At 68.0% G+C, this 21162-nt stretch carries 15 protein-coding genes and 6 pseudogenes; 8 read left to right on the forward strand and 13 right to left on the reverse strand.

Annotation, left to right across the window (positions count from 1 at the left end; all coding sequences use genetic code 11):
- Positions 1-555 precede the first annotated feature (555 nt).
- Together AB0G56_RS38790 and AB0G56_RS38795 are read right to left on the reverse strand one after the other, a co-directional pair.
- The gene (locus AB0G56_RS38790) at positions 556-1812 is read right to left on the reverse strand and encodes a helix-turn-helix domain-containing protein (RefSeq protein ID WP_360979961.1); all 1257 of its coding nucleotides are present in this window, start codon (positions 1810-1812) and stop codon (positions 556-558) included.
- A gap of 364 nt (positions 1813-2176) precedes the next feature.
- Positions 2177-2428, reverse strand: a complete 252-nt coding sequence (locus AB0G56_RS38795) for a hypothetical protein (RefSeq protein ID WP_360979964.1) — start codon at positions 2426-2428, stop codon at positions 2177-2179.
- Positions 2429-2703: 275 nt separating this feature from the next.
- Here AB0G56_RS38795 and AB0G56_RS38800 point away from each other — a divergent pair.
- Positions 2704-3023, forward strand: a pseudogene (locus AB0G56_RS38800) (transposase); the annotation flags it as partial.
- Between the two features lie 119 nt (positions 3024-3142).
- Here the strand turns inward: AB0G56_RS38800 and AB0G56_RS38805 are convergent.
- Positions 3143-4323: pseudogene (locus tag AB0G56_RS38805) on the reverse strand (ISAzo13 family transposase); the annotation flags it as partial.
- A 598-nt stretch (positions 4324-4921) separates the two neighbouring features.
- Between AB0G56_RS38805 and AB0G56_RS38810 the strand changes: the two are divergent.
- Both AB0G56_RS38810 and AB0G56_RS38815 read left to right on the forward strand, forming a co-directional pair.
- Positions 4922-6016 carry a serine hydrolase domain-containing protein gene (locus AB0G56_RS38810; RefSeq protein WP_360979967.1) on the forward strand — a complete coding sequence of 365 codons (1095 nt, stop codon included), beginning with the start codon at positions 4922-4924 and terminating at the stop codon, positions 6014-6016.
- Between the two features lie 309 nt (positions 6017-6325).
- Positions 6326-7149, forward strand: a pseudogene (locus AB0G56_RS38815) (IS5 family transposase).
- A 6-nt stretch (positions 7150-7155) separates the two neighbouring features.
- On the opposite strand, the gene AB0G56_RS38820 reads toward AB0G56_RS38815, so the two are convergent.
- Both AB0G56_RS38820 and AB0G56_RS38825 read right to left on the reverse strand, forming a co-directional pair.
- Complete coding sequence (locus tag AB0G56_RS38820) at positions 7156-7407, reverse strand: integrase core domain-containing protein (RefSeq protein ID WP_360979970.1); 252 nt, start codon at positions 7405-7407, stop codon at positions 7156-7158.
- A gap of 68 nt (positions 7408-7475) precedes the next feature.
- A complete protein-coding gene (locus tag AB0G56_RS38825; protein ID WP_360979973.1) occupies positions 7476-8066 on the reverse strand; it encodes an IS3 family transposase in 591 nt (196 codons plus the stop codon).
- Between the two features lie 743 nt (positions 8067-8809).
- Here AB0G56_RS38825 and AB0G56_RS38830 point away from each other — a divergent pair.
- Positions 8810-9154 carry a MerR family transcriptional regulator gene (locus AB0G56_RS38830; protein ID WP_360979976.1) on the forward strand — a complete coding sequence of 115 codons (345 nt, stop codon included), beginning with the start codon at positions 8810-8812 and terminating at the stop codon, positions 9152-9154.
- Positions 9155-9441: 287 nt separating this feature from the next.
- Here AB0G56_RS38830 and AB0G56_RS38835 read toward each other — a convergent pair whose 3' ends face one another.
- Positions 9442-11127 (reverse strand): ribonuclease J, encoded by a 1686-nt coding sequence (locus AB0G56_RS38835; RefSeq protein ID WP_360979979.1) that lies wholly within the window; start codon positions 11125-11127, stop codon positions 9442-9444.
- Positions 11128-13411: 2284 nt separating this feature from the next.
- Here AB0G56_RS38835 and AB0G56_RS38840 point away from each other — a divergent pair.
- Positions 13412-13634, forward strand: a pseudogene (locus tag AB0G56_RS38840) (integrase core domain-containing protein); the annotation flags it as partial.
- Between the two features lie 86 nt (positions 13635-13720).
- Here AB0G56_RS38840 and AB0G56_RS38845 read toward each other — a convergent pair.
- The 4 genes and pseudogenes from AB0G56_RS38845 to AB0G56_RS38860 all read right to left on the reverse strand — a co-directional run.
- Positions 13721-14317 carry an ABC-2 transporter permease gene (locus tag AB0G56_RS38845; RefSeq protein WP_360979982.1) on the reverse strand — a complete coding sequence of 199 codons (597 nt, stop codon included), beginning with the start codon at positions 14315-14317 and terminating at the stop codon, positions 13721-13723.
- A 14-nt stretch (positions 14318-14331) separates the two neighbouring features.
- Positions 14332-15234 (reverse strand): ABC transporter ATP-binding protein, encoded by a 903-nt coding sequence (locus AB0G56_RS38850; protein ID WP_360979985.1) that lies wholly within the window; start codon positions 15232-15234, stop codon positions 14332-14334.
- An 18-nt stretch (positions 15235-15252) separates the two neighbouring features.
- Positions 15253-15639: a GntR family transcriptional regulator gene (locus AB0G56_RS38855; RefSeq protein WP_360979988.1), complete on the reverse strand. Its 387-nt coding sequence runs from the start codon at positions 15637-15639 to the stop codon at positions 15253-15255.
- An 88-nt stretch (positions 15640-15727) separates the two neighbouring features.
- A pseudogene (locus tag AB0G56_RS38860) lies at positions 15728-16108 on the reverse strand (transposase); the annotation flags it as partial.
- A 369-nt stretch (positions 16109-16477) separates the two neighbouring features.
- Between AB0G56_RS38860 and AB0G56_RS38865 the strand changes: the two are divergent.
- Complete coding sequence (locus tag AB0G56_RS38865) at positions 16478-16873, forward strand: VOC family protein (RefSeq protein ID WP_360979991.1); 396 nt, start codon at positions 16478-16480, stop codon at positions 16871-16873.
- Positions 16874-16968: 95 nt separating this feature from the next.
- On the opposite strand, the gene AB0G56_RS38870 is transcribed toward AB0G56_RS38865, so the two are convergent.
- From AB0G56_RS38870 to AB0G56_RS38880, 3 genes are all read right to left on the reverse strand, one after another.
- Positions 16969-17175, reverse strand: coding sequence for a hypothetical protein (locus AB0G56_RS38870; protein WP_360979994.1), 207 nt, complete (start codon positions 17173-17175; stop codon positions 16969-16971).
- Positions 17176-17205: 30 nt separating this feature from the next.
- On the reverse strand, positions 17206-18072 hold the full coding sequence (locus AB0G56_RS38875; RefSeq protein ID WP_360979997.1) for an IS630 family transposase: 867 nt from the start codon (positions 18070-18072) through the stop codon (positions 17206-17208).
- Positions 18073-18382: 310 nt separating this feature from the next.
- The gene (locus AB0G56_RS38880; RefSeq protein WP_360980000.1) at positions 18383-19375 is read right to left on the reverse strand and encodes an aldo/keto reductase; all 993 of its coding nucleotides are present in this window, start codon (positions 19373-19375) and stop codon (positions 18383-18385) included.
- A gap of 122 nt (positions 19376-19497) precedes the next feature.
- Here AB0G56_RS38880 and AB0G56_RS38885 point away from each other — a divergent pair, with 122 nt between their 5' ends.
- Together AB0G56_RS38885 and AB0G56_RS38890 are read left to right on the forward strand one after the other, a co-directional pair.
- Entirely contained in the window at positions 19498-20127 is a 630-nt protein-coding gene (locus AB0G56_RS38885) for a TetR family transcriptional regulator (RefSeq protein WP_360980003.1), read from the forward strand.
- 268 nt (positions 20128-20395) lie between these two features.
- Positions 20396-20590, forward strand: a pseudogene (locus AB0G56_RS38890) (hypothetical protein); the annotation flags it as partial.
- Positions 20591-21162 lie beyond the last annotated feature (572 nt).

A 21162-nucleotide genomic window follows, 5' to 3' on the forward strand; every position in this document is an offset into this window, starting at 1 on the left:
GGGCAACCCCACGCACTGTGCGTAGCGCACATCTGCGTCACCAGCGACGTCGTCGACGAGCTAGCGGATCCTGCTCGCCGTTGACGCCGCGAAAGCGTCAACAGCAGTTCTCTTCTCTGCTGAAATCGACGATCGGTGTGGTGGGGGTGTCACTTGTCCCCCGGTCGCGGTCCGGGCCTCCGGGGGCCGGTCAGGCGCGCTCCGGCCATGCGGCAGCGCACCCGCCTGACGGGCGAAAAAGCACACCCAGCTGGGGGGCCCACCTGCATGGACCACTACATCGTCTCGGCCGACCTGGTGCCGGGTAACCGGTCAACGCTGCTGCGCATTATGGCGACTTTGCACAGCCGCAACGTCGAGATCCACGAGGTGGGCTTCCGGCGCAGGTCCGCAGGCACGTCCGTCTTCAGCGCCGTGGTATGCGCAGATCCCGAGCGCCTTGACCATCTCATTGCGGCACCGGGCAGGCTTGTGCACGTCACGGGTGGTGGCGGCACGGCGAACGCCGCAGGTTGTGCGGCAACCGTAGCAACGTTGTCCAGCTGCTGCCCGTGCTCAGAACACCGTGTCCGGCGCTTTCACCGATGTCGGCGAGCGGAGGTGCAACTCTGCCATTTTCAGGCCGAGATGCGCGGCCAGTCGGTCATCGCCGACGTCCAGTTGCAGTCCGGTGAGCTGCTCAACGCGATGCAGCCGTTTGTAGAGTGTGGAGCGGTGGATATGTAGGGCGGTGGCGGCATGCTGGGCATCGCCGGCGTGATCGAGATACACCCGCAGGGTTTCGACCAGCCCGCGCTGTACGGGGTTCGAAAGCAGACAGCGCAGCCCCGGGTGGATGCCCTCGGCAAGCTCGTCGGGGGTGAGCTTGCCCAGTAGCGCGTACACGCCCAGTTGTGTATGAGCCACCACTTGACCCAGGGTGCCCGTGAGACGGGCGACCTCGGCAGCGCGGCGCGCTTCATCGTAGGAGAAGTGGGCCTCCGTGAGGCGTGGGCGTGGCCCGCCTACGCCTACCCAGCACAGGGCGGCCCGTCCCGGGCCGAGTTCTGCGACCAGCTTTTCGCGCAGCACCTCGGCAAGCTCTGCGGCATTGCGCTCGATGACCTGGGAACGTGCCCCGGGCCAGATCGTCAGCAGAAGCGCGTGATCCGGACGCGTCAGGGCCAATCCGCGCGAGGGGAGAAGCCGTCGTCGGCAGTGGTCGACGGCGATCTCCAGGGCCAGACGGCCGTCTTCAGCCAGAGGCTCACCCTCCTCGCGTGCCACCATGGCTACCAGGACGGTGACCGGGCCAGCCACGGCGTGTTCCTCCTCGACGAGTGCGGCACCCGCCTCCGTCCGGAGTGCCTGGTCCGGGGCGATCAGGTCGCGGATCAGCTCCCTGGCGTGGCTGCGAGTCACTTCGACGCCGAGGTAGCCGCGGTGCAGGACCAGGGCGGCTTGCGCAGCCGTCTCGCGCAGCAACCCGACGGCCCAGTCGTCGATGGGGCCCTCGGAGCCGATCAGCCATACGTAGCCGAGCAGGGCATCGGCGTAGCGGATCGGCATGCCGACCCGTTCCATCGTGATGCCGATCCGGGGGCACGGCGGAAGAGTGAAGACGTCGGAAGCCTGGGCCGCGTCCTGCTCGCAGACGTGCGCGACCAGCGCGGTCGACACACCACGGTGCATGATCGATTCGATCCGGGCGTCGTCCACGTCGCCAGTGTGCGCGTTGTACGCCAGCAGCTTGAGTCGCGTGTCGTCGATGGCGATCGACCGTCCAAGGCGGGCGCCCAATGCGTCGACGAGTCGCTGCAGCTCCGAAACCATCTCGGCACTGTACAGGGGGCGTGAACCTTCTGCAGATCGACATACGGCGCCAGTCATTCATCAGGGACGCGACATACGAAGCGGTGATGATCAGGCCGGAGCCGGCCCGCCGCATGAGGATCAGCACATGCCGTGTGAGTATGGCCGTGCCCGGACCGCGGTCGTCGCACATGCTGTTGACCCGAGAGGCGCGTGGGCGCGGCGGGTCGTTCGGAGGTCCGTCAGGAAGCACCGTCGGGATAGGCGGCGGTCGCGCGGATCTCGATGAGGAGGTCCGGGCTGGCGAGGTCGCTGACGCCGACGATTGTCCAGGTCGGGTAGGGCGCTGTGGACGTTCACGTAATTCCTCACGTCCACGGTCGCGTTATTCCCCAGGGCGTGATCGTGTGAGGCCCGTTCCGACCCGGTTCAGCATCTGGTCGAGCAGGTGGAGAGCTCGGGGTGGTGTCGGTGCTCCGCGGGAGGTGCCCTTCCAGTAGGCGTCGGTGAGCGACTCGACGGTCGCGAGGGTCTGGTCGTCGTTCTCGGCGGCCAGTACCAGGATGAAACGCACGTGGTTGCCGATGTCGGTGCCCTGTGGGTGCTGCTCGACGAAGCGCCGAAGCCGTGGGGTCAAGGCGGGCAGCGTGCGGGCAGTAGGGAACGTCACGGCGAGGCCCGCGAGTGCCAGCCGGACTGCCGGACATTCGGCTGCCCACCGGGCGAGCAGGTCCGGTGTGCAAAGAGGTCCTGATACTCCAGTCTGGTTTCGCGATCTTGCGGTGGCCCCGGCTAGGACTGGGTACGGCCACCGCGTGATCATCGGGGGTTGTGTGGACTCCTGAAGATCGTGCGGTGGCCGCAGGCCATAGCGTAGACCCTGTCCGCTGGCGAGTTATGTTCGACCAGGTCATGTCCCGGATCGCGGGCCGCTTCGGCAGAGTTGAGCCGAGGGCGAGTGCCCGTGCCTATCTGCTCGGGCTGCTGTCGCGTGTCGAGCGCGAGAACTGCTGGCAGTTGGCCCAACAGGCCGGTCACGCCCGCCGGGGCCGATGCAGCGCCTGCTGCGCTACGCCCGCTGGGACGCCGATGCTGTCCGCGACGACCTGCGTGCCTATGCCGCCGAGCTCCTCGACGCCGACGGCGGCGTTCTCGTTGTCGACGAGACCGGCTTCCTGAAGAAGGGCCGCTCCTCGGCAGGGGTGCAGCGGCAGTACACCGGCACAGCTGGGGCGTGTTTCTGAATAACTGTCAGGGTTGATCTTTCGGATGCTCCTCGTCAGGCGAGCGAACTCGAAGCTGTTCGAGGGTCCGGGCGGGCGGCCCAGGCAGCGGTGTAACGGCGATGCGATGCAGGTCCAGGAGTCGGTGCCCGTCTTGGAACTGGTTGGAGAGGTTGGTGCGGGTAACGCCAAGAAGCTGGGCCAGGAGGGTGCTGGTGATCGCCCTGCGTCGGCGTAAGAGCGCCGCCAGGAGGCGGTGGTAGTGGTCCAGGCTGCTGGTCTGTGGGTGGAGGTAACTGCGCGGACGGTGGAAGCGTCGCTGGAAGGCCGCTTCGGCCAGGGCGTCCCAGTACGGCTCGGAGACTGCCACCAGGCGTTCGAAGTCGGAGCGCGGCATGCCGGTCAGGGCCGGATTGCTGAGCATGGTGGTCAGGTCGGGGTCGATCCGCCGGGCGGTCGCCGGCGTCTGCGGCGTTCGGGGCGGGACTGGCGCCATGGGTTAGTTCCAGTCGCCGTGGAACGCGTCGGGCGTGATCGGCAGGGCCTGGAACTCGGCGGCGGCCACCGTAGTGCCCAGGCGGTAGCTGCCGGTGTCCAGTTCGGCGCCGATGGTCAACCCGGTGCGTGTGGTCGTCGCGGCGATGGTTTCGATGACGACCTTGTAGCTGGTCAGTGGTCGGCCGCGCCAGTTCGCGGTGATGTGGCAGAACATTCGGTGTTCGATTTTGTTCCATTTCGACGTGCCCGGCGGAAGGTGGCAGACCGTGATCTCCAAGCCGCTCTCCAGGGCGAAGGCGGCCAGGTGTTTCTTCCAGGTCCAGCGGCGGGGATCGTTCGAGCCGCCGGCGTCGGCGGTGATCAGCAACCGGGTTGCGTCCGGGTGGTGCACCTGTCCGCGGCGCTGCCACCAGCGGCGTATGGACTCCACCGCGAACTCGGCGGTGTCGTGGTCGGTCCCGACGTTGACCCAGCCGGTGTTGGTGGCGATGTCGTAGATCCCATACGGGATGGCGACGGGCTGGTCGCTCGTGGTGAAGGTGTGGCAGTCGACCTTGAACGGGTCCTTGCCCGGCCGCCAGGTGCGACCGGGCCGGTCTCGGTTGCCGAGCCATTCCTTGGCCTTGGTGTCGACGCTGATCACCGGCTGTCTGTCGTCCAGGAAGGCGGTGGCCGTGGCGTTCAGGTGGACGAACTGGGCGTCGCGGTCCGGATGGCTGGCGCCCTCGGTGGTCTTGACGGTGCCCTGCAGGCTGTAGCCCAGGCCGTGCAGCAGGCACCCGACGGTTGCGGCACTCACCGGATGGCCCCTCGCCTTCCTGACCGCCCTGGCCGCCGACGCGGCACCGCAGCGGCCCGCCGATGCACACCACCCCGCCCGCAGCCGCGACCCGATCACTCTGACCGTCCCGGAAATCCGCCACCTGCTCACCGCCGTCTTCCACCCACCGGCCGTGACAGCGGCCAGGCTGCTGTACTGGTCCAACTGGCGCAGACGCCACCAGGCAACAGCCCGACGCAGCCGCTACCGACGACGGACCGTCGACGAACCCACCGGATAGCTCACGAAACCGCACTGGAGTACTAACGGAGTCCTATCAGTCAGGAACGCGATGCGTCTCTGTCCGTCGAGAAGGGCGCGGCCCTCACTCGTTCCACGGTCGTCGACACCGACTGTGTAGGAAACACCCATCCGCGTGCGGTACGCGGTCCGGCGTGATCGCGTACTGGGTGTTGCCGTTTCGGCATGAGAATCCGGTGCTCCGTGAGCGCGATGGTTAGCCTGTGCCTGCCCTCGCCGCAGGGCATCAAAGCGACGCGAGAGCGGAAGGCGTGCTATGGGCTTTAACCGTGAAGAACGATCCGAAGTATCTGGAACATGCGACGCGCGCTTCTCGGCGGTCCGTGAAATGTTCGCAGAGGCGGTCGCGTCGGGCGAGGAGCTCGGCGCGAGCCTTGCCGTCGACGTCGGTGGGCACAGCGTCCTCGATCTCTGGGGTGGGTTCTGTGACCCGGAGCACACGGCACCCTGGGAGGAGAACACGATCACGAACCTGTGGTCGACCACGAAGACGGTGACCGCACTCGCCGCGTTGTTCCTCATCGATCGTGGCCTGCTCGACCCCTACGAGCGTGTGGCCACTTACTGGCCGGAGTTCGGGGTCAACGACAAGGAGGGCATCGAGGTCCGACACATCCTCAGCCACACGTCCGGGGTCTCCGGCTGGGATCCGCCCTTCACGATCGAGGATCTCGCCGACCACACCAGCGCGGCATCGGCGCTAGCCCGGCAGGCCCCGTGGTGGGAGCCGGGCGCTGCTTCCGGCTACCACGTCGCAACCTACGGCACCCTGATCGATGAGCTGGTACGCCGTGTGACCGGCGCGCCGCTGAACGATCTCATCACGGGCGACCTCGCCGTCGCCCTGGATGCCGACATTCAGCTGGGAGCGCGGGAGACGGACTGGACGCGGGTCGCTCCGATCGTTCCACCACCACCGGTGAAGGCCGATCTCAGCGCGGTCTCTCCGGACAGCCCGGCCTTCCGGACGTTCAGCGCACCGGTCCTCCTGGCGGAAGCCGCGAACACCGCTTGGTGGAGGCGAGCTCGGCTCGGCGCGATGAACGGGCACGGGAATGCTCGCTCGCTGGTCCGCTCGCTCCGGGTGATTTCGGGTGAGGGGGTCGTGGGCGGCGAGCGCCTGCTGTCCCGCGACACGATCGACCTCGTTTTCCACGAGCAGAGTGAGGGCTCTGATCTCGTGCTTGGCGTGCCTTTGCGGTTCGGGATCGGATTCGCGCTGTCAGGATCGAGCGCGATGCCCTATGTACCCGAAGGCCGTACGTGCTACTGGACCGGATGGGGCGGGTCGGCCGTCATCGCCGATGCGGACCGCGGTGTCACGATCGGCTATGCGATGAACAGAATGTCGTCCAGCTTCATCGGGTCGTCTCGGCTCCGTCGATACATCGAGACGGTCGTCGACTGTCTCGCATCGTCATAGCTGGGGTGATCCGTTGAGCCGTCGGCGGCAGGTCCGCGGGCAACGGTCTCAGGGGGATAGTGGCTCCACGGGTGATCTCCGTCATCCCCGTTCGCGGGGCGAGCCCTACTACCTGCCGTCCCAGCCTCAGGGCCCCATGAGCCGGTGGCTGCACTGGTCCAACTGGCGCAGAGAACACCAGTCAACAGCCCGACGCAGCCACTACCGACGACGATCCGCCGACGACCCTGCTGGATAGATCACGAAACCGTACTGGAGTACTAACAGAAGTTGTTGATCAGGTGACCATCGGCTTGTTCGTTCGTTGGTGTGGTCGTGGGGAAACGTCACTCGCGACCGTGGGTCGTGTCGGATGAACTGTGGTCATTGATCGAGCCGTTGCTGCGGGAGCCAGGGCCGAAGCTGGTGGAGGGTCGGCACCGGGTACCGGACCGGCAGGCACTGTGCGGGATCCTGTTCGTGCTGCACACCGGGATCCAGTGGGAGTAGCTGCCGCAGGAGCTGGGATTCGGCTCGGGCATGACCTGCTGGCGACGCCTGGCGGCCTGGAACGAGGCCGGCGTGTGGGAGAAACTGCACCTGGTACTGCTGAGGAAGCTACGGTCGGCGAAGAAGCTGGACTGGTCGAGGGCGGTGATCGACTCGTCCCATGTGCGGGCGGCCCGGCGGGGCCCAAAAGCGGGCCCAGCCCGGTCGACCGAGCACGGCCGGGCAGCAAGCACCACGGGCTCACCGACGGGCAGGGCATCCCGCTCGCGGTGTCGCTGACCGGCGGGAACCGCAACGATGTCACCCAGCTCCTGCCCCTGCTCGACAAGGTTCCACCGGTCGCCGGCATGGTGGGCAGGCCGCGGCGACGGCCGGACATGCTGTTTGCCGACCGTGGGTACGACCACGACAAGTACCGGCGTCTGCTGCGCAAACGCGGTATTCGTCCGGCCATCGCGGAACGAGGTCAGCCGCACGGCTCGGGCCTGGGTATCTTCCGCCGGGTCGTCGAACGCACCATCTCCTGGCTGCACGGCTTCCGCCGTCTGCGCATCCGCTGGGAGCGGCGCGATGACATTCATGAAGCCTTCCTCGGCCTCGCCACCTGCCTGATCACCTACCGCCACGTCCAACGCCTTTGTTAGGACCACTTAAGCGGCCCACTCCGCGGTGGGGTCGGCCTGGTGGTCTCGTTCGTAGTCGGTCGGGCTCCGGTGCCCGCAAACGCTGTGTAGCCGGTGGGTGTTGTAGAAGCCGGTGATGCAGGTGGCGATCCTCAGCCGGGCCTCGGTGCGGGTGGTGAAGGTGCGCCGGTGGACGTACTCGGCTTTGAGCACGCTGTTGAACGCCTCGCTGACGGCGTTGTCGAAGCACGAGCCGACTCTGCCCATGGACTGGGTCATGCCGAGCCGGCGACAGGCCCGTCTGAAGCCCCGGTACTGGTATTCGCTGCCGCGGTCCGAGTGGAAGATCACCCCCTGGCGTCCCCGCCGCGGGTGGCTGCGGCCATGTGCAGGGAGGCGACGACCAGCTCCGCGTCGTGACGGGTGCCCATCGCATAGCCGAGCAGACGGCGCGAGAACAGGTCGATCACGGTGGCCAGATACAGCTTGCCCTCGCCGGTGACGATCTCCGTCAAATCCCTGGCCCGCACCTGGTCCGGGGCATCGGTGGTGAAGTCGCGGCGCGCGAGGTCCGGGCACGCGGTCCGCTTGCCCGGCCTGGTCAGCCCCCGGCGCCTTCGGATCTTCCGTCCGGCCAGGCCGAGGTCGGCCATGAGACGGGCGACGGGGTTCACCGACACCCTCCAGTCCTGGCGCACGAGCGTGATCCAGACCTTCGGCGAGCCATACGTGCCGCCCGACGCGTCGAAGATCTGCCGGATCGCGTCGGCCGGCTTCCTGCGCCGCACCTCGCGGGCGGTGACGGGCTGGTGGCGCCACTTGTAAAACCACGACTCGCTCACACCCAGGACGCGGCACGTCAGGGTGTGCGGAATGTCCTGCTCGGCCCTGCAGTCGCTGATCACCCCGGCCACCTGGGCCGGGTCCGCCGCAGCCATTTCACCCACAAGGCCATGCAGCGTTTGAAGACATCGCGCTCCCTCTCCAGCTCGCGGATCCGCTTGTTCTTCTCCGACATCTCCCGCCGCAGCCGAAGGCGTGTACGTCCGCTGCTCGGACCCCATGAACCTCGACTTCCCCTGCAATCAGGGACTCCACGCTACGAGGGGGGACGTGGTTTGGGACGCCGTTCAGCGTGGGTGAGCACCGGGCCGGTCTCACCGAGGACTGCTGTACGGGAAGTGGGGGCCGCCATTCGAGTGAGCACTCTTCCTGGTGTATCCGCGATAGAAGCCGACGTACATCTCATGGAGAAAAACTGTCATGGCTGCAGTAGACATTGGCCCGTCGCGGGGTTACTGTTTCCGTCGTACCCAGGAAGTCGAAGAGGGCACGGCAGGCACGAACTGCCGCGCAAGCAGGTCAAGCAGGACGCGGCCCCGCAGGGGCCGCGAGCAGTACCCGCGGTATCCAGCTGTACAACCGAGTAACCGAAGGTAAGGAACCGAACGCCATCAGGATCGCCCGGGCGAGGAAGCAGTCCGCCCGGGTACCGCAGGCCCCGGATTGGAAGGTGGTCCCCGGTCACGCATCCGCGATCCCCGCAGCCCTGCCCTCGCGGGCGGAAGCTGCGGACACAGAAGGCCGGCGCAGTGTGCCGGTAGATGGTGTTGCAAAGCTCGGGGCCCGGGTGCCGTATGGCACCCGGGCCCCCCGACGCGTCCCCTGGAAGAAGAGGTCTATGCCCCCTGCCAGTTCCCGTCCCATCGACCCTCTCGACGATGACGACTATCCCGCTTACACCATGGGCCGGGCCGCCGAGATGCTCGGCACCACCCCTGCCTTCCTCCGCTCCCTCGGCGAACACCGCCTGATCACCCCCCTGCGCTCGGAAGGCGGCCACCGCCGCTACTCCCGCTACCAACTGCGCATCGCTGCCCGCGCCCGCGAACTCGTCGACCAGGGCACCCCCATCGAGGCCGCCTGCCGCATCATCATCCTCGAAGACCAGCTCGAAGAAGCCCAGCGCATCAACGAGCAACTGCGCGCCGAGGGCGGCAAGCCTCAGCCGAAGACATCAGCCTGATCAGAACGCCCGAACCCGAGGCAACCGCTGCACCGCCGACGGACGAGGCCGCCTAGGAACCGCACCGCCGTTCCGCAGCTCAGGCGTGCTCGACGCGTCGACCGGGCCCTGCCGGAGGAGAGAACCGCGAGCGGGCGTGACGGATGTACTGGGTGACGAGGTCGCCGTGGGTGGCGGGGATCAGGAATCTGGGGCAGCTTCTGATCACCGCTGAGGCGGTACCACCCGGGAAGTCCGTCCTGGGCGGTACCGCGGCCGGAACGGGGACCGTGCTGCCGGGCTGTGGCTCAGGCGTCGATGATGACGGGGATGATGAGGGGCTTGCGGCGGTGGGTGCGGAACGCCCAGTTCGCCACGGCGCGGGCTAGGAGTTGTTCGAGTTGGCGCGCGTCCCCGACGCCTTCCTCGGCTGCGGTGGCCAGGGTCTTCTCGATGACGGGGACGACCGGCTCGAAGGTGGCGTCGTCGTGGACGAAGCCCCGGGCCAGGAAGTCGGGGGCCTCGGCGAGGGCGCCGGTGTCCGCGTCGACGATCGCCACCACCGTGACCACGCCCTCGGAGGCGAGGGTGAGGCGGTCCTTGAGGGACGCTTCGGTGGCGCCGCCGACTTCCATGCCGTCCACGTAGACGTTGCCGGCGGTGACCTTGCCGGTGATGGATGCGCGCCCGTCGACGAGGTCGACGACGACGCCGTCCTCGGCGATGACGACCCGGTCGGGGTCGACACCGGTACGGATGGCGAGGTCGGCGTTGGCCCGCAGGTGGCGCCATTCGCCGTGCACGGGCATGACATTGCGGGGCTGAACGATGTTGTAGCAGTAGACGAGTTCGCCGGCGCTGGCATGCCCGGAGACGTGCACCTTGGCGTTGCCCTTGTGGACCACGTGGGCGCCCCACCGGGTGAGTCCGTTGATCACCCGGTAGATGGCGTTCTCGTTGCCGGGGATGAGGGAGCTGGCGAGCAGGACGGTGTCGCCCTTGCCGATGCGGATCTGGTGGTCGCGGTTGGCCATCCGTGACAGCGCGGCCATCGGTTCGCCCTGGGAGCCGGTGCACACCAGAGTGATCTTGTGGTCCGGGAGCTTCTCCAGCTCCTTCGTGCTCACGACCAGACCGGAGGGGACCTTCAGATAGCCCAGGTCACGGGCGATGCCCATGTTGCGGACCATCGACCGGCCGACGAAGGCGACCTTGCGGCCGTGCTGGTGGGCGGCGTCCAGGACCTGCTGGATTCGGTGCACGTGGCTGGCGAAGCTGGAGACGATGACCCGGCGCGGCGCGGTGCGCATCACCTGCTCGATCGCCGGGTTCAGCTCACGCTCGGAGGTGGTGAAGCCGGGTACCTCGGCGTTGGTGGAGTCGGTGAGGAACAGGTCCACGCCCTCCTCGCCGAGGCGGGCGAAGGCGCGCAGATCGGTGATGCGGTCGTCGAGAGGGAACTGGTCCATCTTGAAGTCGCCGGTGTGCAGCACCATCCCGGCCCGGGTGCGGATCGCGACCGCGAGGCTGTCGGGGATGGAGTGGTTGACCGCTACGAACTCGCAGTCGAAGGGCCCGAAGCCGCGCCGGTCGCCTTCCCGTACCCGCACCGTGCGCGGCCGGATGCCGTGTTCCTTGAGCTTGGCCTCCAGGAACGCCAGCGTCAGCTTGGAGCCGACGAGGGGAATGTCGGACCGCTCGCGCAGCAGGTACGGCACGCCGCCGATGTGGTCCTCGTGGCCGTGGGTGAGTACCACGGCCACGATGTCGTCCAGCCGGTCCCGGATCGAGGTGAAGTCCGGCAGGATCACGTCCACGCCGGGCTGGGTCTCCTCGGGGAACAGCACTCCGCAGTCGACGATGAGCAGCTTGCCCGCGTGCTCGAAGACGGTCATGTTGCGGCCGATCTCACCCAGGCCGCCCAGGCCGATGACCCGCAGCCCCCCTTCGGGAAGAGGCGGGGCGGCTTTCAGTTCAGGGTGCGGATGACTCATACCCTGACGGTACCCGGAGAGCGGGACGGGTGATCCATTGCCTGTGCGATCTCCTTCTCCCGACGGAGCCGGAGCCCCCGCAGTGGGTGCCCCGGCACGATCGGATCACGTCGGCGGCCGGAACGGGCAGTGGTGGCAGCGGTACCACCTTCCGTGGCCGAATCGTTCGCCCAATGCTGGAGAAGACCTCGTGCGCCCTGTCCTGTTTTCCGGCGTTCGCTCCCTCCCGGTGGGCCTCGAACCTGGGCCACTCGAAGTAGTCGAGACGCCGGTGCCGTCGGCGCTCAGAAGCAAGTGGCCTCAGAGGGCCACGAGGCAGTTTCCTTCGCCGGGCACACAGATGTCGGTGTCCCCGAAGCGCTCGCCGCCCCCGCCCGCCATGCCGGAAGCCGATGTGGCGCCCCATGAACTCGACGACGAGGTCGCGCGGGGGCGGCTCGGCCGTGGTCTCGAGCTCCCGGCTCCTTCCGGCAGCGCGAAAGCCAGGGCGACGGAGCCGAAGACCACCGTGCGTGGGTCGCGCCAGGCGTATGGCCCGGACCCTCGGGCCTTCGCCCGCGACGAGGCGTCGTGGGTGCGGGCCAGGCGAGGAAGTGCCGGACGGCCGCGGGTGTCATCAAGGCGACGAGCAGGGTCACCGCCCCGATGTCGACAGCCCGTTCAGGGTCACCCTCGCGGCAGCGTGCTCCTTCGTCGTCAACATGGAGTGGGGCAACACGAACTTCGGGGACTGGGGCCGCGGCGTCGGCACCGAGGGCCTTCACCGGGACCAGCATTACTGACAGTCACCCTTCCTGCAGCGCGCTCTCCGACAACCTCCCCTGCCCCGAACAGCGATCGGAGCCGGTGCCAGCCGGTGTGTACTCACCGTGAGCCGCCGAGCGTTGACGGAGGGCTGACGAAGGGACACGGGGACAGAGCATTCACCTGTTGCTCGGTGGCTTTTCGCGGTCCCGTCGAGTGGGTGGCCGGGGAGGTCGGTTTCCCGGGGCAGCCGCGACCGGCAAGGGCCCGCCTCGGGGGCTTCTGCAAAAGCCTGGGCGTCCTCAACGGCGACGCCTACTGCGTCCACATCAAGTAGAACCAGCACCCAGCCAGTGCCTGCCGCACTGGCCCAGGCACCACACGACCGGCAGGCACAGCAGAGACGACGGGGGTTCTCCATGCCGCGCTCCACCTGGCCCCGACTTCAGGGTCGCACCTGCCTTTGACGATGAAGGAGTGGGGCGATCTGACCGCCATGGACCCCGCCGCCCGGACTCGGCCACCCGGGCGCGGGCCGGGTCCGGCGGGAACGGTACGGCGGCTGGCGGCCTCCGGCGCGTTGCCCGTACGGTGCCGTCGTCGTCGCGGGTGACCGTGAGGTGGCCGTCCGTGCTCAGCCGGATGCGGTTGCCGCGTCCGGTACCGGTCCACTCGGCGGGCGGCGGGCACCCAGCCGCTCTCCGCTCCGGGGTCGGCTCCTACACAGAGGGTGACGACGGGGTCCGCCAGAGCGCTGCCGGCGTCGATGTGCAGCCAGTCCTTCCCCGCGTGCCGACGAGGTGGTCGCGCCCCTGTCGGTTCCTCCTCTTGACGCCGGGACGGTCGAGATCCCCGCCCAGCACCAGTCGGGGCCTCAGTCGCGCCGCGCAGTTCCGCCGACGACACGTAGGATCGGCCGTGCCGCGCGTGAGTGGTTCTTTGGAGTGATGAAGGCCGGCGTGTGAGGTCTTAGTGTCGGACGGGTGAGAGTGATGGACGGCAGGTGGCCCGGGTGGGGCGCCGATGCCGGGTTGGTGGTACTGACATTTCTGCCGGCGCTGCTGTCACAGCCGTACGTGGACGCCTCCGGGCCGGCCTGGGCGTCGCTCACGGTGTACGAGGCGGTGGGCATGGTGGTCCTGCTGCTGCTGCTGCTGCTGCGGCGGCGGCTGCCGGCCACCGCCTTCGTCGTAGGTTTCGGGGCTCTTCTGGCGACCTGGGGGGAGTGCGGGCGAGGGGGCCAAGCTGTCACCGCTGGTCTTCCTGCCGCTGGCGGTGCTGCTCTACAACCTGGGCAGTCACTGCGCGAGTTGGAGGCGGACCGTGTCGGCGGTGCTCGGCGTCATCCTGCTGGGCGTGGCCGGTCTGTGGCTGAACCGGATGACGACCGATTCCAGTGACTTCCGGGGCGGTCTGGACGTCCTCGCCGCGTTGGCCCCGATGCCGCTGGCCTGGGTGATGGGGTTCGCCGCACGGACGCGGCAGGCGCTGCTGGCCGCGGCGGAGCAGCGGGCGGCCGACGCACGCTGCAGCGGAGTTCGGCGTTCGACTGTCGGTCGGCCGCACCGGGCGGGGTTGGGACAACGCGCCGGCCGAGTCGTTCTTCGCCACCCTGAAGAACGAGCTGACCGACACCCGCCCCCTGGCCCAGCCGGGCTGCCGCCCGTACCGCGATTTTCGAGTGGATCGAGAGCTGGTACAACTTGCAGCGGCTGCACAGCAGCCTCGGCTACCGCACACCCGCCGACTACGAGGCCGCTTTTGCGGGCCTGGCCATCACACCGATGGTCTCCGTCAAAGCGGAACAAGCTCAGACCCCGCTATCTGCGCCGCCGTACGCACGGTCGGGCTATGCGCGCAGCCTTGGCGCATGCGCCGCCAGGACTGCGGATGTCACTATGGCGGCTGCCCCGGCCACCCAGACAAGCGGCAGCCAAGCCTGGATCGACGCGATGGTCAGGTGCAGCCGATAGACCGCCAGCATGACCAGCCACAGGGGCATGGTGGTACCCAGGACACTGATGCGGGCGTACCCGAACCGGATCAGCAGCGGGAACTGGATCGCGATGTTGACGGCGAACAGCACCCAGGCCAGCGTCAGCATCGTCACCAGGGTGCGACCGCCGAACGGCACTCCCTCGGCCTGCGTGAGGAGAAGGGCCAGCACCGTACCTGCGGCGACGGTGGCGACGAAGCTCGCCAGCGCCCAGGCGTAGTGCCCGAGCAGCACCGTACGGCGAGGCAGGGGCAGGACGGCGTACAGCGTCTCCAGGCCTGCCTTGTCGGCGACCACGAACGGGTGTACGGCGATCAACGGGGCGAGCAGCACCGCGAGCGCCGGTACAACATGATCAGGGTTGCGGGCGAGCACCAGGATCATCAGGCCGAATACCAGCAGGCCCTGGGTCCGGTACGGTGCGACGGTACGCAGGTGCAGCACGGCCATACGGGCGACGGCACTCATGTGGCCGCCCCGCTTCGGCCGTCCTGCGTTGCTGTCGGCTTCATTGGCGGCGATCCGATGTGGATGGCGATCTCCTCCAGGGTGGGCGCCTCGACGAGGACGTCCCCGCAGAGAAGGTTGGCTTCCTCGGTGGACACGAGAGCTTCCGCCCCGGCCGGCGTCCGCCTGAGGCCGATCAGCTCGACCCCGACGAGGCCGCTCAGATCCTTGGGCCCGCCCCGCACTACCCGATAGGCGTCCAGAATCTCGTCCTTGGGGCCGGTCCGGACGACGCGGCCGCCTTGAATGAGCGTCAGGTAGTCGCCGATGCGGTCCAGATCGGAGGTGATGTGCGTGGAGAACAGGACACTGTGTCCCTCGTCGAGGAGGAAGTCCCCGATGATACCGACAAGCTCGTCCCGGGCGACGGGATCCAGGCCACTGGTCGGCTCGTCGAAGACGAGCAACCGCGCGCGGTGCGACAGCGCCACGGCGATCATGAGCTTCATGGCCATGCCGCGGGAGAGGTCCTTGACCTTAGCTCGCATGTCCAGGCCGAACTCCTCGAGCAACCGCCGGTAACGGTCGCCGTCCCAACGGTCGTAGAAGGGACGGAGTGTCCGCTCGACCTCGGCCAGCCGCCAGTCGCCCACGAGGTAGGTGTGATCGAGCACGACCCCGATGTCCTGGCGCAGCGCGACCGGGCCGGGTACCCGATGGCCGAGCAGCTCGATTTCGCCGGTTTTGAACCCCCGCATGCCCAGCAGGCAGCGGATCGTCGTCGTCTTGCCGGCGCCGTTCGTGCCGATGAGGCCCATGACGTAGCCGGTCGGCAGCTCGAAGCTCACATCGCGTAACGCGAAGCCGTTGCCCACCTCGGCGCCCACGCCCCGCAGGGCGAACGCGAGTTCACTGCACACTGACGGATCCTCCTGATCTCAGGCGTGCTCGTGCTCGGCCCGCATCAGCCCATCCAGGATCTGGATGAGTTCCTCGCGTTCGAGGCCAGCCCGCCGGGCGGCGTCCAGGGCGGTCTGCAGGCCGTCCTCCACCTGGCGCAGCAGTTGCTCGCGCACGAGCGCCGAGTCCAACGGCAGGACGTAGGCGCCCTTGCCGGGGACCGTGGCGATGAATCCCTCGGCGGCCAGCTCGGTGTACGCGCGGTTGGTGGTGATGATGCTGATCCTCAGATCACGAGCGAGGGCCCGCACGGAGGGCAAGGCGCTGGCCTCGGCGAGTTCCCCGGACAGGATGGCCGCGCCGATCTGCTCTTTGATCTGCTGATAGAGCGGCACGCCGCTGCTGTTGGACAACACCACCCGCACGACGGGCCTCCATCTCTTCCAAACTGTACATGTGGATTATATACAGTAGGAACGGTAGTGATGCTACGGCCTGTCTTGCACAGCCCCCGCCCCGACGGCGTTGGATCCCGCGGCGGCTGTGACCAGATGCGAGCAGTGCGTGGACGGCCGCATGGTTGGCCCGAGTCCGGTCGGCGAACCGGTGGCCGGTGGGCCGCGGCGAGCCAGAGCTGTCCGTCGGGGCATCGGGCTCCTCAACCGGGCGGGGTGGCTCGGGCGCCGTGCCCCTTAGGCCAGCTCGGTGATCGGCGACGCACCGTTCAGCGGCCTCGCCGAGGTTGTGCCAAAGATGCCACCGGTCAGCGACCTGGACCGCCAGAGGCGCCCCGGCCCTGGCCCCTTCAGCGAAGAACGGAGCTCGATCCCGGCAGACGACCTCGATTCCGGGGCGCTTCACCAGCCACTTGGCCAGGGTGGACGCCTCCCGGTCGGTCGCCTCGGCTCCACTCTTCCCGCGTGGATCGACGCCGTCAATGCCAGCCAACTACCCGGTCTCACCGGCTTCGGACTCCACCTGCTCCGGGACCTCGACGCTGGACATCCGGACTCACCCTGGACTGGTGTTCCGGCGGCACCGAGGGCGCCGTGAACCGCATCAAGGAGATCAAAAGGCAGCTCTACGGACGAGCCGGATTCGAACTACTCCGCAAGGTGATCCTCCTTCAGTGAACCCTTGGCGGTAATGTCTCGTGACAGTTCGTGATCTTCGTTCAGGTGGTGCGGCCGTGTTGGAGCTGGAGCAGGACGAGGGTGGCACGGGCCATATTCTGAGTCCCGTCCGCACTATCTGGGAGAGTCAATGACAAGTAGGTTCACCGAGTTGGCCGTTGACTGCCACGATCCGGAGAGGCTCGCGGCCTTCTGGTGCCAGGTCCTGGACTTCAAGGTGATCGACCGGAGCGAGGGCAAGGTCGAGATCGGCTCCTGGGTGCCGACCGTCGAGGATGTCCGGGCTCGCCAGATGCCGCCCACCTTGCTGTTCATCCAGGTGCCCGAGGGCAAGACTGTGAAGAACCGGCTTCACCTCGACGTCAGCCCGATCGACGGCAGCACCGCGGACGAGGTGACCAGATTGCTCGGCCTCGGCGCCACCAAGACGGATGTGGGCCAAGGTTCAGACCGAAACTGGGTGGTCATGGCAGACCCCGAGGGCAACGAGTTCTGCGTCCTGCGCACCCTGGCACCGCAGAACTAAGCCGCGAGCAGACACCCGCACCCCGTCACACACCGCAACCTTCACGTTACCGAGTAGACCTTGGCGGTCGGTTCCGGAAGTCCTTCGAGGGTTGATCAAGCTGCTGGCGCGACGGAGGATTCTTCTGGGTGATCGGCGGTGTGCCGGTCGAGTCTGGCCAGCAGATCGTCCAGGTCGGAGTGGCTGAACTTCCACTGGAACGGCTGTGCCGTGGCGTTGTAGCGGTCTTCGAAAGCTCGGAGCCGGTTCCCGACTTGGGCAAGGTCGGTGAAGTCATCGGGCGCCACGACCTTGCGCTGCACGACGGAGAAGAAGATCTCCCCCTGGTTCAGTCAGGAGGCGGGCACCGGGGTGTGGACCGGCACCGTGTTCGGGAACGCCGCGGTCAGCCGGTCTGCGGCCTTCTTGTCGCGGTGGGAGGAGCCATCGTCGACGACCCAGAACACGCGTTTTGCGCTCGTGTACGGTTCCTGGCTCATGACCTGAGCGACGAGAGCCATGAACGGGTCGATGCCGGTGCGTGCTTCGGTGCGGCCGAACACGCGGGCGTGGTGGACGTCGTAGGCGGCCAAGCAGGTCAGCGCTCCGCCGCGGCCGTAGGTGTGGTTCACTCGCATCGCCCTCGCCTGCCCTGCTGCGAGGGTGGGGTGACAGCGGCAGCGCGCCTGGATGGAGGGCTTCTCATCCGCGCTTATGACGTACTCGTCCGCACCGAGCGGCCTGCCGTTGAAGGTGCGGGCGTAGAGGTCCGGCATGCGCTCGGCCTTGAGGCGGAAGTCAGGGCCGGTGATGAAGGTCCAGGATCGGTGCTGCCAGGGCTTGAGGGTGTCCTGGGCGAGCCAGCGACGCACAGTGGAGGCCGACACGAACGCGGCGATGTCTCGCGCCATGGCCTCGCGGGCCAGCTCCGGGCACGACCAACGCGACAGTGGCGCGCCGGCGTCGAAGGGAAGCCGGCCGGCCAGGGCCTTGACCTGGGCGACCTGCAAGGCGGTGAAGCGGGGCGGACGACCGGAGTGCTTGCGGTCGTCTAGCCCAGTGAGTCCCAGCGCAGCGAATCGGTTCCGCCAGGTCCGCACGGTGTCCAGGTGTAATCCGGTCTCACGGGCGACGCGCGCGTCGGAGCGCCCACGCGCCGCGTGCAGGACCACCTGAGCCCGCATACGCGGCCGGTGCTCGGTCTTTTGACCGTAGGCCATCCTCTTCAGCCGCTCGCGCTCGGCGGGGGTCGGGGCTATCGCACGGGCCGGGGCAACAGACAAGACAGGCAGGCCAATCTGTAGAAGTGGTTTTTGCCGCCCGCATTCTGGGAAGCCCTGCCTGTGGCACCCCCGGCACCCCGCCGGATCGTCCGTCAGCGGTTGACCTCGAGGTCGATCAGGAGGAGCAGGGCGCGCCGTGGCTGGTGCGCACCTGGGCACAGACCCCGGTCACAGCCCCGCCTGGAAGGAGATGCCGCCGCCGCTCGCCGTCGCATGCCCGGGACCGCCGAACTTGGTGTACGGGCTGTCAGTCGGTGCGGTAGTCGGCCATGATCGAGGCCGGGTAGCGGCTGCCTGCGGAGCCCTGGGGAAGGACCTCCCGGATACAAGCCAGGTCGGCCTCGGTGAGTTCTACGTCGGTGGCGCCGACGTTCTCCTCCAGACGTGTGGCGCTGCGGGTGCCCGGGATCGGGATTACGTCGTCGCCCTGGGCGAGCAGCCAGGCCAGGGCAAGCTGGGCGGGGGTGATGCCCTTGGTGGCGGCAAGCTTTCGGAGCTGCTCGGCGGCGTTCAGGTTGTAGGCGTAGTTCTCGCCCTGCCAGCGCTCGTCCCAGCGGCGCATGTCGCCCTCGGGGTACTCGTCAGCGGGCTTGACCACGCCGGAGAGGAAGCCGCGGCCGAGCGGCGAGTACGGTACCAGGCCGATCCCCAACTCTCGCAGGACCGGCAGGATCTCGTCCTCTACCTCGCGTTCGAAGACCGAGTACTCGTACTGAAGGGCTGTGACCGGGGTGACGGCGTGGGCGCGGCGGATGTACTGCGGGCCGACGTTACTCAGGCCGAAGTACTGCACCTTGCCCTCGGCGATCAGGTCACCGACAGTGCCGGCGACCTCCTCGGCCGGTACGTCGGGGTCGGAGATGTGCTGGTAGAAGAGGTCGATGCGGTCGGTCTGGAGGTAGCGCAGGCTGTTCTCGGCGACCTTGCGGATGTTCTCCGGGCGGCTGTTGACGCCGCTCCCCGGCGTCTTGCTGGTCATGTCGAAGCCGAACTTGGTGGCCAGGATGACCTCGTCGCGGAAGTCCTTGACTGCGCTGCCGAGCAGCGTTTCGTTGCTGCCGGTGCCTTGGCCGTACAGCTCGGCGGTGTCGAAGAAGTCGACTCCGAGTTCGTGGGCGCGGCGGATGGTGGAGATGCCGTCCTCGTCGGTCGAGGGGCCGTAGGCCAGGGACATCCCCATCACGCCCAGTCCGAGCGCGGAGACGCGCAGTCCCTGCTGTCCCAGGGTGCGGTGCTGCATGAGATCGCTCCTCGTGTCATGTCGGCAGCCCATGGCTGGCCAAACCAAACTGTTCGGTGTGAACCTATGCCTGTCTGGAGTGCAACGCAATACCGAACGGTTCGGTCGCCTATCCTGGGTTCATGCCTCGCTCCACCAACCCTGGCCAGACCTCGGACGCCGCCATCGCGGGCGAGTCCACCGACTCCACGCGCCAGCGGATCGTCGCCGCAGCCAAGGAGGAGTTCGCCCGGCACGGGATCGCCGGCGCCCGCGTGGACCGCATCGCCAAGCAGGCCAGGACGAGCAAGGAACGTGTCTACGCCTACTTCCGCAGCAAGGAAGCCCTTTACGCGCACGTCGCCGAACGCGAGACGACCGCACTCGTCGAGGCCACTCAGCTCAACCCGGCCGACCTGCCCGGTTATGCCGGCATCCTCTTCGACCACTTCACGGCACGTCCGGACCACTACCGCCTGATCATGTGGGGCCGCCTGGAGCTGGCCGAGCCCGCAGACAACACCACCAGCCCCCTCCAGGCCACGATCGCCGGCAAGCTCGACCAACTCCGCGACGCGCAGCGCATCGGGCTGCTCGACCCGGCCTGGGACCCGGTCGACGTCCTCGCCCTGATCAACCAGATCGCCATGACCTGGGCAGGTCAGCCCGAAATCGCCGCCGCTGCCGCAGACCAGGCCGTGAACCCCTCCATCGCCGCCCGCCGCGCCGCACTGGTGGCCGCCGTCGAGCGCATGTTCCCTCGCTCGGACTGAGAACAACGCCCAAACCGTTTGGTTTGACGCGCACCTCCGGGTGTGTCCGTTGAAGATGACCTGGTGGACGAACGCGCGGTCCGCTGGCGCGGGAGTGATGGCGTCGAGCCCGCGGCCGGCCAGGCGGTCGGTGATGGCCGTGGCCATCCGGATTGGCGGTAGCAGCCCTCGTCGACGGCTGTGCCAGCCAGGAGTTCGGCGACACCCGACAGACGCGCCGTCCCGGGGTCGACCCCCGAAGGACTTCCGGAGCCGACCGCTAAGACATCTCTCCGCCGCCTACGACCGTGCGACCGCCGTGGAGCGGCAGTTCCTGGACGGTTTCCAGGCGTCCATGGCCCGCAGCGGCGCGGCTTTCGCGGCCGAGCCCAGCAGCCTGGACCCCAGTGCCGAGCAGCGGGTGGCCGAGCAGGAAGCGCAGCGGGAACTCAGACAGCACAAGGAGCGAGGTCACGCCGCGTGACCCAGCCGGGCCCGGTCGTGGTTCTGCTTCCAGATGCGAGCGCGGTACGGCCCTTCGCTGTGCCGCGGCAGCCGCATAGGGCGGCGCCGGCACCCGTTCGCCGCCCTGGCGCCGCCACTCCCTGAGCAGCACACGGGTCCGGTTCTCGTTCGCGTACGGCACGGTGACGTCGACCACGGGTGTGGAAGTGTTCCCGATGCGCCAAGGAGGCACGCTGACTCCGGTGCTCATCTGGACCAAGCTACTCCTCCCCCTGGCCAGCGCCCCCGGCCGGGCTCACCGTGCGGCCCTGGGTGGCAAGGAAGTACAACGCACGGGGCCAACCGGTACAAGCCGCCGGTGTCCGGGCCCCGTGATCATGAACGGACGACTCCCGCCCTCCCGGGGACGAGCGGGTTTCGCGGGGCCTTCGGGTCCTGGTGCCGACTGCCTGGGCGATCCGCCTGTCCAGGTCCGTTCCACTCACCGACTGGAGTTTTCGGTGTCCGAATCCGTGGTGACTCTCTTCGAGAGTCTGGTTGGCGCTGAGCCGCCGCACGACGTACCCGTGCTGTTCGACACGGCGTGCGTGA

This window comes from Streptomyces sp. NPDC021356, assembly GCF_040641015.1.
GTDB lineage: Bacteria > Actinomycetota > Actinomycetes > Streptomycetales > Streptomycetaceae > Streptomyces.